At 49.0% G+C, this 14,297-nt stretch carries 11 protein-coding genes; 9 read left to right on the plus strand and 2 right to left on the minus strand.

The features are described from left to right. Positions 1 to 684: 684 nt before the first annotated feature. The gene (locus tag AC5YBX_RS16830) at positions 685 to 2,301 is read left to right on the plus strand and encodes an AbgT family transporter (RefSeq protein WP_494520578.1); all 1,617 of its coding nucleotides are present in this window, start codon (positions 685 to 687) and stop codon (positions 2,299 to 2,301) included. A 57-nt stretch (positions 2,302 to 2,358) separates the two neighbouring features. Here the strand turns inward: AC5YBX_RS16830 and AC5YBX_RS16835 are convergent, their stop codons facing one another. Next, complete coding sequence (locus tag AC5YBX_RS16835; protein ID WP_494521564.1) at positions 2,359 to 3,228, minus strand: LysR family transcriptional regulator; 870 nt, start codon at positions 3,226 to 3,228, stop codon at positions 2,359 to 2,361. Between the two features lie 163 nt (positions 3,229 to 3,391). Next, entirely contained in the window at positions 3,392 to 5,431 is a 2,040-nt protein-coding gene (gene prlC / locus AC5YBX_RS16840; RefSeq protein WP_494524124.1) for an oligopeptidase A, read from the minus strand. 281 nt (positions 5,432 to 5,712) lie between these two features. On the opposite strand from prlC, the gene AC5YBX_RS16845 reads away from it, so the two are divergent. The 8 genes from AC5YBX_RS16845 to AC5YBX_RS16880 all read left to right on the plus strand — a co-directional run bounded on the left by AC5YBX_RS16845 (position 5,713) and on the right by AC5YBX_RS16880 (position 14,257). Further along, the gene (locus tag AC5YBX_RS16845) at positions 5,713 to 6,489 is read left to right on the plus strand and encodes a hypothetical protein (protein ID WP_494520576.1); all 777 of its coding nucleotides are present in this window, start codon (positions 5,713 to 5,715) and stop codon (positions 6,487 to 6,489) included. Positions 6,490 to 6,587: 98 nt separating this feature from the next. After that, positions 6,588 to 7,097 carry a hypothetical protein gene (locus AC5YBX_RS16850; protein ID WP_494520575.1) on the plus strand — a complete coding sequence of 170 codons (510 nt, stop codon included), beginning with the start codon at positions 6,588 to 6,590 and terminating at the stop codon, positions 7,095 to 7,097. Positions 7,098 to 7,237: 140 nt separating this feature from the next. After that, on the plus strand, positions 7,238 to 8,593 hold the full coding sequence (gene gorA, locus AC5YBX_RS16855) for a glutathione-disulfide reductase (RefSeq protein ID WP_494521563.1): 1,356 nt from the start codon (positions 7,238 to 7,240) through the stop codon (positions 8,591 to 8,593). A 595-nt stretch (positions 8,594 to 9,188) separates the two neighbouring features. Beyond that, entirely contained in the window at positions 9,189 to 10,094 is a 906-nt protein-coding gene (gene rimK, locus AC5YBX_RS16860; RefSeq protein ID WP_494520574.1) for a 30S ribosomal protein S6--L-glutamate ligase, read from the plus strand. Continuing rightward, positions 10,094 to 11,119: a succinylglutamate desuccinylase/aspartoacylase family protein gene (locus tag AC5YBX_RS16865; protein ID WP_494520573.1), complete on the plus strand. Its 1,026-nt coding sequence runs from the start codon at positions 10,094 to 10,096 to the stop codon at positions 11,117 to 11,119. Before rimK ends, AC5YBX_RS16865 begins: the two co-directional genes overlap by 1 nt. A 44-nt stretch (positions 11,120 to 11,163) precedes the next feature. Then, positions 11,164 to 11,589: an ATP-dependent zinc protease family protein gene (locus tag AC5YBX_RS16870; RefSeq protein ID WP_494520572.1), complete on the plus strand. Its 426-nt coding sequence runs from the start codon at positions 11,164 to 11,166 to the stop codon at positions 11,587 to 11,589. 190 nt (positions 11,590 to 11,779) lie between these two features. Continuing rightward, complete coding sequence (locus tag AC5YBX_RS16875) at positions 11,780 to 13,150, plus strand: magnesium transporter (protein ID WP_494520571.1); 1,371 nt, start codon at positions 11,780 to 11,782, stop codon at positions 13,148 to 13,150. A 159-nt stretch (positions 13,151 to 13,309) separates the two neighbouring features. Next, positions 13,310 to 14,257, plus strand: a complete 948-nt coding sequence (locus tag AC5YBX_RS16880; RefSeq protein ID WP_494520570.1) for a YeiH family protein — start codon at positions 13,310 to 13,312, stop codon at positions 14,255 to 14,257. The last annotated feature ends 40 nt before the right edge of the window (positions 14,258 to 14,297 follow it).

A 14,297-nucleotide genomic window follows, 5' to 3' on the forward strand; every position in this document is an offset into this window, starting at 1 on the left:
TTACATCATTAATTTAACCTAAAACCAAAAAAAGTCACACCCAAAGATAAGAGCAAAAAATAAAGTGATTAATAAACAATAACTAAAGATAAAACACTACAAACAAAACAGAGGCATTAAGTGATATTGAGGTTAACGCCTATGGCCCATCTTAGCCTCGAGCATACACCCCCTCCTTCGGTCCAAAGCTATTTAAAAACGACATTAAATTAGCTGATACCGGTTCAGCTTAGGTACAGTATTTGGGCGCTAATATAGTCGTCATTGACCTTACTTGACCTTGTGGGTTAATCACAGCTTTTGTCCCTTACTTTTCCCCAATGTAAGGGATTTTTTTTGCCCAAAATTAATCCACCAGCTTACCCTCTAAGCGGTCGAACATCGCGTAAACAGCCTGCTGCAGTTAGCGGCATCATCATCGTCAGCCACTTATTCAGTCTAGATACAGGATCAAAGCCTTATGCTTTGATTTTCCCAAGACCATCTCCGTTGGCGAGGGGACAATCATCACTTTTTTAGCCCGTATCCCTCCAGAGCGGGCTTTTTTTATCTATACGCCACGTCCCATCGCCTACCGATTTAAGTTTCAGTTAAAACTCTTGCTTCATCATAGAAACATTGCACCACCCAAAATAACAAAACAATAACTTAGGGTACAAAGATGCCCATAATGAAGGAAAGTACATGAGTCTTGAGCAACAAGATGACTTTGGCAGTCGTGCAACAACTGCCGAACAACCGCCGGAACAGAGCGGTTTATTTGTGCGATTTTTAAATATCGTCGAACGCCTTGGTAATTTACTCCCCCACCCCATCACTTTATTTGCTCTATTCTGCCTCGCCGTCATCGTCATTAGTGGTATTGCTGGCTATTTTGAACTCACAGTCACAGATCCCCGCCCAGAAGGTGCCCCAGGACGCAGTGCCGATGGCTTGATCCATGTCGTCAGCTTAATGAATGGCGAAGGTTTGCGAATGATAGTCTCAAATCTGGTGACTAACTTTACTGGCTTTACTCCGCTGGGTACTGTATTGGTGGCCTTGCTTGGGGTGGGCATTGCAGAGCGTTCAGGGCTGCTATCGGCAGCCATGCGTTCACTGGTCATGGGCGCCTCAAAGCGTTTAGTCACCTTAACCATAGTGTTTGCCGGTATCGTCTCAAATACCGCATCCGAGCTGGGTTATGTGGTGCTCATCCCTATGGCAGCCTTGATTTTTCACTCCTTAGGCCGTCACCCTCTGGCTGGGCTGGCCGCGGCATTTGCTGGGGTCTCGGGCGGTTATAGCGCCAACTTATTACTGGGTACGGTCGATCCCTTGTTGTCAGGTATCACCGAGGCCGCAGCGCAGATGATCGATCCTGAGTATTTAGTCGGCCCAGAGGTGAATTGGTATTTCATGTTTGTGTCGACCTTTGTGATCACTGGGTTAGGTGCTCTGGTTACTGAAAAAATTGTCGAGCCTAAGCTAGGTAAATACGATGCTAGCGAAGCCAGTATCGACCTAGGCGCACAAAAAATGGATGGTGTAAGCGCAGTAGAAAAGCGTGGCCTTAAGGCTGCGGCCATCACCACTGTGGTGTTAGGCGCCATCTTAGCCTTGACCATAGTGCCGGAAAACGGGCCACTGCGTCACCCTGAAACAGGCTTAGTGGCAGGGTCACCGTTTCTCAAAGGGATCGTCGCCTTTATCTTTATCTGCTTTGCCATTCCGGGTTTAGTATACGGCAAGGTGGTGGGCACCATGAAGCGCGACAAAGATGTGATTGACGCCATGTCTCACAGCATGAGCACCATGGGCATGTATATTGTGCTGGTGTTTTTTGCCTCGCAATTTGTGGCATTTTTTAAATGGACTAATCTAGGCGCGGTATTGGCAGTTACCGGGGCCGATGCCTTAAATGCCGTTGGCCTTACTGGGCCGCTGGTATTTTTGCTGTTTATTATGATGTGTGGGTTTATCAACCTGATGCTGGGCAGCGCATCGGCGCAGTGGGCGGTGACTGCTCCGATCTTTGTGCCTATGTTGATGTTGGTCGGTTATGCCCCTGAAACCATTCAGGCGGCTTACCGAATAGGCGATTCGGTCACTAACCTTATTACCCCTATGATGAGTTATTTCGGGCTTATCTTGGCGGTTGCCTCCCAGTATAAGAAAAACTTAGGTATAGGCACCTTAGTCGCCACCATGTTGCCTTACTCTATCGTGTTCTTTATCGGGTGGACCTGCTTCTTCTTTATCTGGGTATTTGCCTTAGGCCTACCCGTTGGCCCCGGTGCGGCGACCTACTACACGCCTTAATAACTCAGCCTGCAGACCAACACGCCGGAGCCCATCCGGCGTGTTGTTATCATACGCTCACAAGAGGGTTTTTATCACATCTATCACTGACAACACCCGCTGTGGTAATGCCGACTTTCGTCTGTAACACAAATAGATAGGCTCGCTCACGGGGACAGATAAAGCGTGCACCTTTATTCGCTCAGGCCGCGTGAACGCTTCAACCGCATAGGCTGGCAACACGGTAAAGCCTAAGCCACGACTCACCGGCTCGAGGATCTGGCTTATCTGGTTAGAAAAGCCGCGCGTTGGCAAGGGCTCACTGTACTCAAACTCGGGATAATTGGCACCTAACAACAAACTGGCATGGTGCGCGCCATCGGGATGATCGATAAACCCCAACTGGGTTAAGCTTGCCCAAGTTAACGAGGGCGACTGCGCTGGTGTCACCAGGAGTAATGACTCCTGCCCCACCTTGTGACCGTGCACTTCGCTTAAGGTCGGTTGCCGTGTCATTAAGCCAATATCACTATCGAGTTGGGCAATGGCCTGCTCAACCCCTGAGTTAGAGGTAAAGCGATAATCGAGCACCAGCTGAGGGTGGAGCTGCTGCAAATCGAGCAAGTCTGCATACAGCTTTAACCCCATGCTGCCAGGCGACATCACCCGCACTATGCCCGCAAAGGGAGGGTCTTGGCGCACCGCCTGTTGTAGCTGCTGCAGCGCCTGCAGTATACCGCCCCCCTGTTGGTAGAGGGTTTGCCCTGCGTCGGTCAGTGAAAACTGCTTGCCCTCACGCACTAACAGTGGCGTGCCCAGCTGCTCTTCTAATTTACGCACATGCTGACTGACGCCAGATTGAGTCATGTGCAAGCGCTCGGCGGTGCGGGTGAAATGCCCTAATTCCACCAAGGTGCAAAAACTTCGTAGCCAAATGGGATTTATCATCACAAAATATAATCAAGTTTTCAGATATTGATAACCTTACATGATTTTGCGTAATTTGTAAGCCACGCCCCACTGTCACCTTGCAATAGCGCGTTGTTAGCTGAACACTCGATACAAAAATGCCAACCCCTAAAGATTGGCATTTTGCTATAAAGCATTGATATTAAGCTTGAATACCCGAATGTCTCAATAGGGCGTCAATCTTGGGTTCGCGGCCCATAAAACGCTTAAATAAGGTCATTGGCTCTAAGCTACCGCCCATCTCTAAGATATTTTCTAAGAAGCTACGTCCGGTTGCCGCATTGAAGATCCCCTCCTCCTCGAAACGAGAAAATGCATCGGCCGATAACACTTCAGCCCACTTGTAGCTGTAGTAACCTGCTGCATAGCCTCCCGCAAAAATATGCGCAAAACCGTGTTGAAAACGGTTAAAGTCGGCAGTGGGGACCACGGCCACTTGGCGTCGAACCTCATCGAGTTTGGCTTGAATTTGCGCCCCCACTTGCGGGTCATACTCATGGTGCAAACGAAAATCAAACAGCGAAAACTCCAACTGACGTAACATCATCATGCCCGATTGGAAGTTTTTCGCCGCCAGCATTTTATCAAGCAGCGTCTTAGGCAGTGGTTCACCCGTTTCAAAATGACCTGAAATTTGGGCTAATGCTTCCTCTTCGTAACACCAGTTTTCCATAAATTGACTCGGTAACTCCACCGCATCCCAAGGTACTCCGTTGATCCCTGACACACCGGCCACATCAATTTGAGTCAACATATGGTGAATACCATGGCCAAACTCGTGGAACAGGGTCGTCACTTCATCATGGGTAAACAGCGCAGGCTTACCCGCCACAGGGGCGTTAAAGTTACAGGTTAAAAAGGCCACCGGATGCTGCAAACCATTAGCGGTTTGACGTCGTACACGACAATCATTCATCCAAGCGCCGCCGCGTTTACCTTCTCTGGCATACAGATCTAAGTAAAAGCTGCCCCTGTGCTGGCCTTGGGCATCTTTTATGGTGAAAAAGCGCACATCTTTATGCCAAGTATCAAATTCGGCTTGCTCTTCAACGGTTAAACCAAACAGACGCGAGACGGTATAGAACAGTCCAGACAGCACGCGATCTTCAGGAAAATAGGGACGCAATAGCTCTTGTGAGATCTCATATCTGTGGTTCTTAAGTTTTTCCGCGTAATAGGTGAGATCCCAGGGTTCGAGCTCGCTCACGCCGTATTCCTGCCTGGCAAATTCGGTCAGTTCGGCTAATTCGGCTTCACCTTGGGCTTTAGAGCGTGTTGCCAACTCTTCTAAGAAGTCGATCACCTGTTGTGGCGACTGCGCCATCTTGGTCGCCAGCGACTTTTCGGCATAGCTCTTAAAGCCCAGCAGCTGTGCTAGCTCGTGGCGTAACGCAAGGATCTCATCCATCAGCGGGCCGTTATCAAATTCACCGGCATTCGGGCCTTGATCCGACGCCCGCGTGACAAACGCGGTATAGCACTCTTGGCGCAGTTGACGGTTATCACTGTAGGTCATCACTGGTAGATAAGAGGGATAATCTAAGGTAAATAACCAGCCTTGCTGCCCCTTGGCTTCTGCCATGGCTTGGGCGGCAGCAATTGCCGACTCTGGCAGACCGGCAAGCTCGGCCTCATCGGTGATCAATTTGCTCCACGCCTGCGTCGCGTCGAGCAGCTGATTAGAGAAGCGACTGGTTAGCTCAGATAAACGCTTCACCAATTTGCCATATTGTTGTTTATCTTCATCGCTCAATCCTACGCCTGACAGCTCAAAATCTCGCAGACTATGCTCGATACTGGTTTGCTGCGCCTGACTCAAGCTGGCAAATTCGGCCGATTCTTTAAGTGATTTATACGCCTGATACAGGCCTTGGTGCTGGCCAACATAGGTGCCGTATTCAGACAGCAGCGGCAAGCAAGCATCATGGGCAGCGCGCCATTCGTCGGTGCTTAACACCGCGTTCATATGCGATATTGGCGACCAAATTTGGCTGAGTTCATCATCGACTTGCTCTAACGGCGCCACAAAATTATCCCAAGTATATGGGCCGCCAGAGGCCAATACTTCATCGATTTTGCGACGACACTGTTCAATCCCATGCTCGACGGCAGGCTGAATATGCTCAGGTTTAATATGCGAAAAAAGCGGTAATTCCGCTTTGCTTAGCAAAGGATTGCTCATGTTGTTTCCTCTAAAGATCGACAGATATACACCACTAAATATGGGCGATGGCCACGTGATTCAAGCATTTGATACCAAACCCGCTTAAAAAGGCTCACTATAACGCTCTCTAGCAGCCGATACACATTAATGTTGTGATCTCGCTTAAAAAAGAGTTAGCCCGCAGCACCTAAAAACATAATTGATAAGCCGGTCTCAAATACAACTTATTCTCATTTTCGTTTGATTTCGGTGACGCTATGATCCACTCCATTCTCGTTCTGTTTAGGCTAATGTTTAACATGAATCGCTTGACCACACCCTTGATCACCACAGCGTTGTTGACAATTGGCACGCCGCTATTGGCGGCGGACATGATCCCCTCAGGCAGCGTCGATGATTTACACCTAAACAATATCATCACCTTCGAGCCATCCTCCAATAACGTTATCATCGACTTAGCATGGGACAACCAATATATTTCCCAAGGCCGTAATAATTTGGACGAGGGGGGCATTTACTGGGCAACTGCCGCTTGGCAACAGCACGATATCACCCTATATGGCACGGTTGGGCGCGCCGATAGCATGACTTACATCGAATGGAACCTCGGCCTAGAATACGCCTTACCTCTTGGTGATCGCTTTGATGGCTCACTAGGCTACCAACGCATCCAAGTCTATGGTGATGAAGAATGCACTGATAACGAACTGTTTGCCTCACTTAGCTACACAAATATTGGCTGGCTCACCCCCTCGATTGCCTATACCTACTCTACTGAAGCTGCAGGCTATTTTGTTGAAGCCAACCTTCACAGTGAATGGGCGCTTTCACCACAACTAACTATCACCCCTTATGTCACCCAAGGCTTTGATTTTCAATATGCGACTGAAGCACATAATGGCCGTAACCACTTACAGTTAGGCGTCGAAATCCAATATCAATTCAGCCCACAGCTGACCCTGTCGGGCCATATTAGCCACACCTTAGCCCAGCAAGATATTAAGCGTGAGGTGGGCCCCAATAACGGCGACTTAGATCATACCTTTGCCGGCTTACACCTCAACTGGAGCTTATAACGCGCATTTAAAGCGTGTTGCACCTCGGGCTAATCTCAACTAGCTTTAAAGCTGACATAAAGGCAAGGAACGCCTTTAGCAACCATGAGGGACAAGGAATGCCTAATGTTATCCGCAGCGCCATAATCACCTTGATGATACTCAATGCCATTGACGGCAAAGCCCAAGCAGGCGAACCGTTACAATCACTCCAGCCCGCAACGCCACCAACCAGTAAACCGATAACCTTGCCCGCAGACAGCGCGTTAGACAGTGAAGGTAACCCTATCATGATCCCAGACGAGCACCGCAGTGCGCTACATTATCGCCCTCAGGATCTGCCCGCCACTAAGCAATCTAAATCCCAGCGCCGTGAGACCAGTAAAAAGTCAAAAAAAGATAACCGTCAACGCATCGCACAGAGGCAACAAGTAGCCGATGATCCTAGTTGCCGTTGGCTGCATCAACGTATGAACCAATTAAAAAGCAAATTACGGTCACAATCTAAACCCGAGTTTGGCTTTCATCGGGATGAGCTTAATATCCGTAGAAGCGAATGGGCCTGTATGAAATGCGGCGCTGAAGGCCCCTCAGTGAGCGACTACCAAAAATGCCAATACAAGCGCTAACCTCAGTCCATTAATAGCATCAACCCAAAGCACTTACTCAGCATATGGTCTTTGCATAAAGCCAAAAACGCCACTGGTTTGACAAGCGGTTTGCCCCTACAATGACCGCAATATGCAATCGTTCGAATTTGGAGATAATGATGGCTCAACACTTTGACTATATCTGTTTAGGCGCAGGCAGTGGCGGGATCGCCTCGGCAAACCGCGCTGCTATGCGTGGCGCTAAAGTACTGTTGATAGAAGCAAAAGCTCTTGGTGGCACCTGCGTCAACGTAGGTTGTGTGCCTAAAAAAGTCATGTGGTATGGCGCTCAGGTCGCCGAAGCCATGCACTTATATGCCAAAGATTATGGCTTCGATGTGGCGGTCAATAAATTCGATTGGAACAAACTAGTCGAAAGCCGCGAAGCCTATATCAAGCGCATCCACGGTTCATACGACCGCGGCCTTGAAAACAATGGCGTCACCTTAGTGCGCGGTTATGGGCGTTTCATCAATAACAACACCATCGAAGTCAATGGCGAGCATTACAGTGCCGACCATATCCTTATCGCAACCGGCGGTGCACCGACCATTCCTGATATTCCGGGCGCCCAATATGGTATCGACTCTGATGGCTTCTTCGCCCTCAACGAACAACCTAAACGCGTCGCCGTAGTGGGCGCAGGCTACATTGCCGTAGAAGTGGCTGGCGTGCTGCATGCACTGGGCAGCGAGACCCATCTGTTTGTGCGTAAACACGCACCACTGCGCAACTTTGACCCTATGCTAAGCGAAGCCTTGATGGAAAGCATGGCCAGTAACGGTCCAAGCCTGCACACCCATAGCGTGCCACAATCTGTGGTCAAAAATGCCGACAACAGCCTAACGCTCACCTTAGAAAACGGCGAGCAATATGAGGTCGACACCCTTATTTGGGCTATCGGCCGTAAACCATCGACCGATAAAATAGGCCTAGAGCACACCGACGTCACCCTAAACGATAAGGGCTATGTCGTGGTCGATGCACAGCAAAATACCACAGCGAAAGGCATTTACTGCGTCGGTGATATTATCGAAGGCGGCGTCGAATTAACGCCTGTGGCGGTTAAAGCGGGACGTTTATTATCTGAGCGTCTGTTTAATGGCATGACAGAGGCGAAAATGGATTACAGCTTGATCCCAACCGTGGTCTTTAGCCATCCCGCTATCGGCACCATGGGGCTCACAGAGCCAGAAGCTATCGCCCAGTACGGTGAAGCCAATGTCAAAGTGTACACCTCAAGCTTTACCTCTATGTATACCGCCGTCACCGCTCATCGCCAAGCTTGTAAAATGAAGCTTGTCTGCGCTGGCGACAATGAAAAAGTCGTGGGTATTCACGGCATAGGTTATGGCATGGATGAAATACTGCAAGGATTTGGCGTTGCCATGAAGATGGGGGCCACCAAGGCCGATTTCGACGCAGTGGTTGCCATTCACCCCACTGGCGCCGAGGAATTTGTGACGATGCGCTGATAGCTTCTGGCTAAGCATCGATTAATCCATGAATAGTGGTTAAAAGGTTATGCCCTTAAGGACATAACCTTTTTTATTGCGCCGCGTCCTCGCCGAATTAATCCCATAGCTGGCCAATATTATGCTTAATTGCTGGCGCTTACTGCAGCGTTCAAAAGCCCGCAGCTATTGGCAACCAACATCCACAACAGTGCACCACGCTAGTCAATTTAATGTTCGTCACCCACCCATTAACAACAGCTTAAAACGATCGCTTACGCCTTAGCAAAAACCGCCGTGCTCACAAGCAAAAAACCTTATTGTGACGACAAAAATAATTAGCTTTGCAGCCTGCGCTTTTAGCCCTAATGTCGCGTCCTTATTTTTAAGCAGTAACAGCAAACAATCGAATGATAAACCAAGTGAAAATGCCAATATCAATGCCTTGATATGATTTATGGCTATATTTAATCAACGGCAATAATCCAGCTAACGATTAAATGTGTTACTGTTTAGTTAACATGCCATCATGACCATAGGTTTCACTCTTACCTGCTGATTTAATCTGAAATTTTATGCCTTAGGTAGACTAAGGTCGCTATTAAGGAACATAGTTATGCGCATCGCAATTCTGTCTCGAAACGAAAACCTCTATTCAACTCGTCGCCTAAAAGAAGCTGGTGAAGCTCGTGGCCATGAGGTCGATATTATCGACACCCTGCATTGCTACATGGACATCACCAGCAGTAATCCAACCGTACGCTACATGGGTAAAGTATTGCCTAAGTATGATGCCGTTATTCCACGCATTGGCTCGTCGATCACTTTTTACGGTACGGCGGTGGTGCGTCAATTTGAGATGATGGGCACGTTTTGCGTCAACGAATCGGTGGCCATCAGCCGCTCGCGCGACAAACTGCGCTCACTGCAATTGCTATCGCGTAAAGGCATTGGTTTGCCGCGCACTGGGTTTGCTAGCAAACCCGATAAAATCAAAGATTTGATTAAAAATGTCGGCGGCGCGCCACTGGTCATTAAGCTGCTGGAAGGCACCCAAGGTATTGGCGTGGTATTGGCCGAAACCACTAAGGCGGCCGAAAGTGTCATCGAAGCCTTTATGGGGCTTAAAGCCAACATTTTAGTACAAGAGTTTATTAAAGAAGCGGGCGGCGCTGATATTCGTTGTTTTGTTGTGGGTGATAAAGTCGTGGCCGCCATGAAGCGTCAAGCGGCCGAAGGCGAGTTTCGTTCCAACCTGCACCGCGGTGGTATCGCGCAACTGGTGAAGTTAAGCAAAGAGGAGCGCGCCACAGCACTCAACGCAGCCAAGGCGATGGGGCTTAATCTGTGCGGTGTCGATATTTTGCAATCTAATCATGGTCCAGTGGTCATGGAAGTTAACTCATCACCAGGATTAGAAGGCATCGAACAAGCAACCGAGAAAGATGTTGCTGGGCTGATTTATGCCTTTATCGAAAAAAATGCCAAACCTCATGCCAATAAAACACGTGGTAAAGGCTAATGGATAACTCAGCCTTACACATTGGCGGAGTCGATATTCTCCCAGGCGAGCAGCGTCAACTGCAACTGCCGGTCGCTAGCCTGTACACCGACACCCAAGTGTCGATGCCAGTGCATGTGATGCGGGGCAAAAAGCCTGGGCCTAAGGTGTTTATTAGTGCGGCGGTGCATGGGGATGAACTCAATGGTATTGAGATCATCCGCCGCTTACTGCAGCTGAATATCAAACTCACTAAAGGCACACTCATTTTAGTGCCTATGGTCAATGTGTATGGCGTATTAAACCAGAGCCGTTATATGCCAGACAGGCGCGACCTTAACCGCAGCTTCCCAGGGTCGCAAAAAGGGTCGCTGGCGGGGCGAGTGGCTTACACCTTTATCAACAGCATAGTGCGCCATTGTGATTATGGTATAGACCTACATACTGGCGCGATTCATCGCTCTAATTTACCGCAAATCAGAGCTAATTTAGACGACAGTGAAACATTAGCCTTGGCACAAGCCTTTGGCGTGCCAGTACTGCTCAATGCCAATGTGCGGGACGGCTCCCTGCGCGAAGCAGCGGTGAATAATGGCGCGCGGGTACTATTGTATGAGGCTGGCGAAGCCTTACGCTTTGATGAGTTATCAATTCAAACTGGGGTCAGAGGCATACTCAATGTCTTGTCATCTCTGGGCGTGATGCGTAAACGCCGCTTACGCCAAAAAATAGCGCCCTTTGTGGCCAACCGTAGCGACTGGACACGCGCCGCGGCGAGTGGTTTTGTGTGTGAATTTGCCAAGCTGGGCGCCTATGTTGAACAGGGCGAGGTGTTGGCTGAAATCAACAACCCCATGGGCGAGCTTATCCAGCAAGTAACCTCGAATCGCGCTGGTATTGTCATAGGTAAACAAAATATCCCCCTCGTGTTGGAGGGTGATGCTATGTTCCATATCGCCTATTTTGGCAGTGCTGCCGATGAAGTGGTTGAGCATATTGAGATCATGAACGAACAGATCACCCCTATCACCACTCCCGTGATATGAAGGCTCACCAGAGCGGGGTAATTTTATTTTGTTAGGATAAAAACATGAAAAAAATCATTATTGGCAATCTAGAAATATGCCACCTACCCGATCTCGGTATTAGTGACCTGCAGGTGCGGATCGACACCGGGGCTAAGACATCATCCTTACACGTCGACAACCTAAAACGTGTTAAAGTTGGCGGCCGACCTTATGTCGAATTCGATCTGCATCCCGATGTGTATAATTTGGATCAGACGGTACACTGTAAAGCACCAATGCATGACTCTCGCAGGATAAAATCCTCTAATGGCGAAGTTGAGCAGCGCTGTGTTATCCAGACCACCTTGCAATTGGGTGATCATCAATGGCCTATCGAGCTGACACTAAGCAACCGTCAGGATATGACCTATTTGATGCTGCTTGGCCGCGAAGGGATGGGCGACCGCGTGCTGGTTGACCCAGCACAAAGCTTTTTACTCGATTGCTAGCGGGAACAATCGCTAATCACGTGATTTAGTAACAGATAAACAGCGTCGCTTTTAGCTCATGTCGGTTATCATAGCCGACATGAAACGGCTAGTGCATTGAGTAATATCATCAATGGACTGCAGCCTGTAGTACGCCACGGCGCATCGCCGCATGTTGGCCTGTCACTCGTTTGATTACAAGGATATTTCCATGGCAATGCCTGAACATGAGCCTCTTAATGAAGAGGAAATAAGAGACGACCTATTATCTCGGGTCATCGACATTGTCAGCCACCCAGAAGAACAAGAATCTGCCTCGCTGGCCTTTATCAGTGACTACAGTGACGCCGATTTAGCCAACCTATTCGAGTCCATCACAGACCAATACCGTGCGGTCGTGTGTCGCTACATTCCTGCCGAGCGTGGCTGGGCTATCTTACACCTGCTGCATTATGAAACCGCACGCCATGTGCTCGATATTCTGACCGACGCGCAGATGCAGGAATTGCTTAAGCGCATCACAGAAATTGATGTACTGACCTTCGCCGAAATCTTACCCAGTGACGTGGTCGAAGATTATCTCGAGCAACAAGAGTCTCTCACCATAGAGCAGATGCAACAGGCTCTAAGCTATCAAGATGAGGAAGTGGGACGTTACCTCAATAATGATATTTTACGCTCACGCCCAACAGCTCCAGTTAGAAGAGTGCTAGAGCGCATCGCAAAGTATCCCGAACGAGATTTTGTTGCGGTTTATGCCGTCGATGCCCAAGGCGAATACCAAGGCGCATGCACCATAGAGCAGCTTCACAATGTGGCTCCGAGTACGCCACTGGCTGACATTATTGTGGAAGTGGACCCCATCAACGACGATCAAGATATTACTAAAGCGGCGCAACATCTTAATCCCGTGACTGGCTTTGCGTGGCATCCGGTACAAAAAGAGGGCAAGATCATTGGCGCAATAGCGGTGTCCATTTTGATGCAACGCCTCAAAGAGCGTAGTTTAGAAGTGCTGGCCTCAGAAACGGCGCAAGATGAAGAAGATCTGTTTACTCCGGTCACCGTTGCCGCCAGAATGCGCGCTATCTGGTTAACAACCAACTTATTAACCGCCTTTTTAGCCTCTTGGGTCATTGGCTTATTTGGTGATGCGCTGCAACAAGTGGTGGCACTGGCTATCTTAATGCCTGTGGTTGCCAGTATGGGCGGTATTGCCGGTAGCCAAACCTTGGCAGTGGCGCTACGCGGTATTGCACTTAACCACTTAAAACGTAGCAACTTAAAACTGCTACTCGACAAAGAACTTAAAATTGCCGCCTTTAACGGCGTGTTGCTGGGCGCCTTAATTGGGGTGGTAGTGAGCTTTTGGTTTAACTCGGTGCCGCTGGGTGGCATTATTTTTGTCGCCATTGTGTTTAACAGTTTGGCCGCGGCCTCATCGGGCACGGTGATCCCCTTTGTACTCAAACAGATGAAGATTGATCCTGCCGTTGCGGGCTCGGTGATCTTAACCACAGTGACTGATGTGGTCGGGTTCTTTATCTTCTTAGGCTTAGGCAGCTTATTGCTGCTACCTTAAGCGCCTATAACGTGGGCAATCTCAGTTGCCCACGTTTACCCTCACCAACTTATAAAAGATTAAATAAAATTGAATCTTAAGATAAGTCTTATTGAATTTATTAGAACCTAAGTGCTAGTTATACTGCGGCAATCACACTAGAACTCGATCACCTTGTAGATGAAATCTTTGTTTAGCCAACTCATTGACCAGCCTTCACGGCTGATTTTTATGCTGTGCGCCCTGCTCTGTTTAACTCCGGTTATCTCTTCACCTATCGCCTTAGTGCTGGGCTTTACGTTGGCCAGCCTTGGCTTGGTTCCCAGCCAATGGGATATCGGCGCGTTAACCAAAAAACTGCTGGCTTATTCCATCATCGGCTTAGGTTTTGGTATTGAGCTTGAAACGGCGCTCAGTGCCAGCCTCGACAACCTCGGCTTAATCCTAGGTTCAATTGTATTTACCTTAATCTTGGGCACCCTGCTCACTCGGCTGCTCAAGCTAGACCACAAGCTCGGCCATATGATTGCCGCGGGTACCGCCATCTGTGGCGGCAGCGCCATTGCTGCAGTGTCTCCAGCCATCAAAGCTGACAGCCAGCAAACTGCTCTGGCGCTCGCCACCGTATTTGTACTTAACTCGGTAGCCCTATTTCTGTTTCCCGCCTTAGGGCATCTATTAGAGATGAGCCAATATCACTTTGGTATATGGAGTGCGATTGCGATCCATGACACCTCCTCAGTGGTCGGTGCGGCTTCTGCCTATGGTGATGAAGCATTAGTCACCGCCACCACCATTAAGCTGGCGCGCGCCCTGTGGATAGTGCCACTGGCATTCATTAGCGCCATGGTATTTGGCGGTAACAAGCGCAAGGTATCTGTGCCGCTATTTATTGTGTTTTATTGTGTCGCCATCGCCATCGCCCATTACCTCCCCCAAGGGCAGGCGGCTTATGAAGCCATCTTTATGTTGTCAAAACGGATACTCGTCTTGTGTCTATTTTTGATTGGCGCGGGGATCACTCTACGCAAGATGCGTCAGGCAGGTGCTAAGCCGATGATATTAGGCTTACTGCTTTGGGTCGCGATTGGGCTGGGTTCGTTATTGTATATCATTCATTTTAGTTGAGCCGTTTATCCGCCACACTAAGGCTAAGATCACTACAAAT

The organism is Shewanella sp. 492 (genome assembly GCF_059338445.1).

Excerpts from the sequence above, each read along its gene's own strand:
- AC5YBX_RS16880 (WP_494520570.1), top strand. The coding sequence starts at position 13,310 with ATGAAATCTTTGTTTAGCCAACTCATTGACCAGCCTTCACGGCTGATT.
- AC5YBX_RS16835 (WP_494521564.1), bottom strand. The coding sequence starts at position 3,228 with ATGATAAATCCCATTTGGCTACGAAGTTTTTGCACCTTGGTGGAATTA.
- AC5YBX_RS16845 (WP_494520576.1), top strand. The coding sequence starts at position 5,713 with ATGAATCGCTTGACCACACCCTTGATCACCACAGCGTTGTTGACAATT.
- AC5YBX_RS16865 (WP_494520573.1), top strand. The coding sequence starts at position 10,094 with ATGGATAACTCAGCCTTACACATTGGCGGAGTCGATATTCTCCCAGGC.
- AC5YBX_RS16850 (WP_494520575.1), top strand. The coding sequence starts at position 6,588 with ATGCCTAATGTTATCCGCAGCGCCATAATCACCTTGATGATACTCAAT.
- AC5YBX_RS16830 (WP_494520578.1), top strand. The coding sequence starts at position 685 with ATGAGTCTTGAGCAACAAGATGACTTTGGCAGTCGTGCAACAACTGCC.
- AC5YBX_RS16870 (WP_494520572.1), top strand. The coding sequence starts at position 11,164 with ATGAAAAAAATCATTATTGGCAATCTAGAAATATGCCACCTACCCGAT.
- gorA (WP_494521563.1), top strand. The coding sequence starts at position 7,238 with ATGGCTCAACACTTTGACTATATCTGTTTAGGCGCAGGCAGTGGCGGG.
- AC5YBX_RS16875 (WP_494520571.1), top strand. The coding sequence starts at position 11,780 with ATGGCAATGCCTGAACATGAGCCTCTTAATGAAGAGGAAATAAGAGAC.
- rimK (WP_494520574.1), top strand. The coding sequence starts at position 9,189 with ATGCGCATCGCAATTCTGTCTCGAAACGAAAACCTCTATTCAACTCGT.
- prlC (WP_494524124.1), bottom strand. The coding sequence starts at position 5,431 with ATGAGCAATCCTTTGCTAAGCAAAGCGGAATTACCGCTTTTTTCGCAT.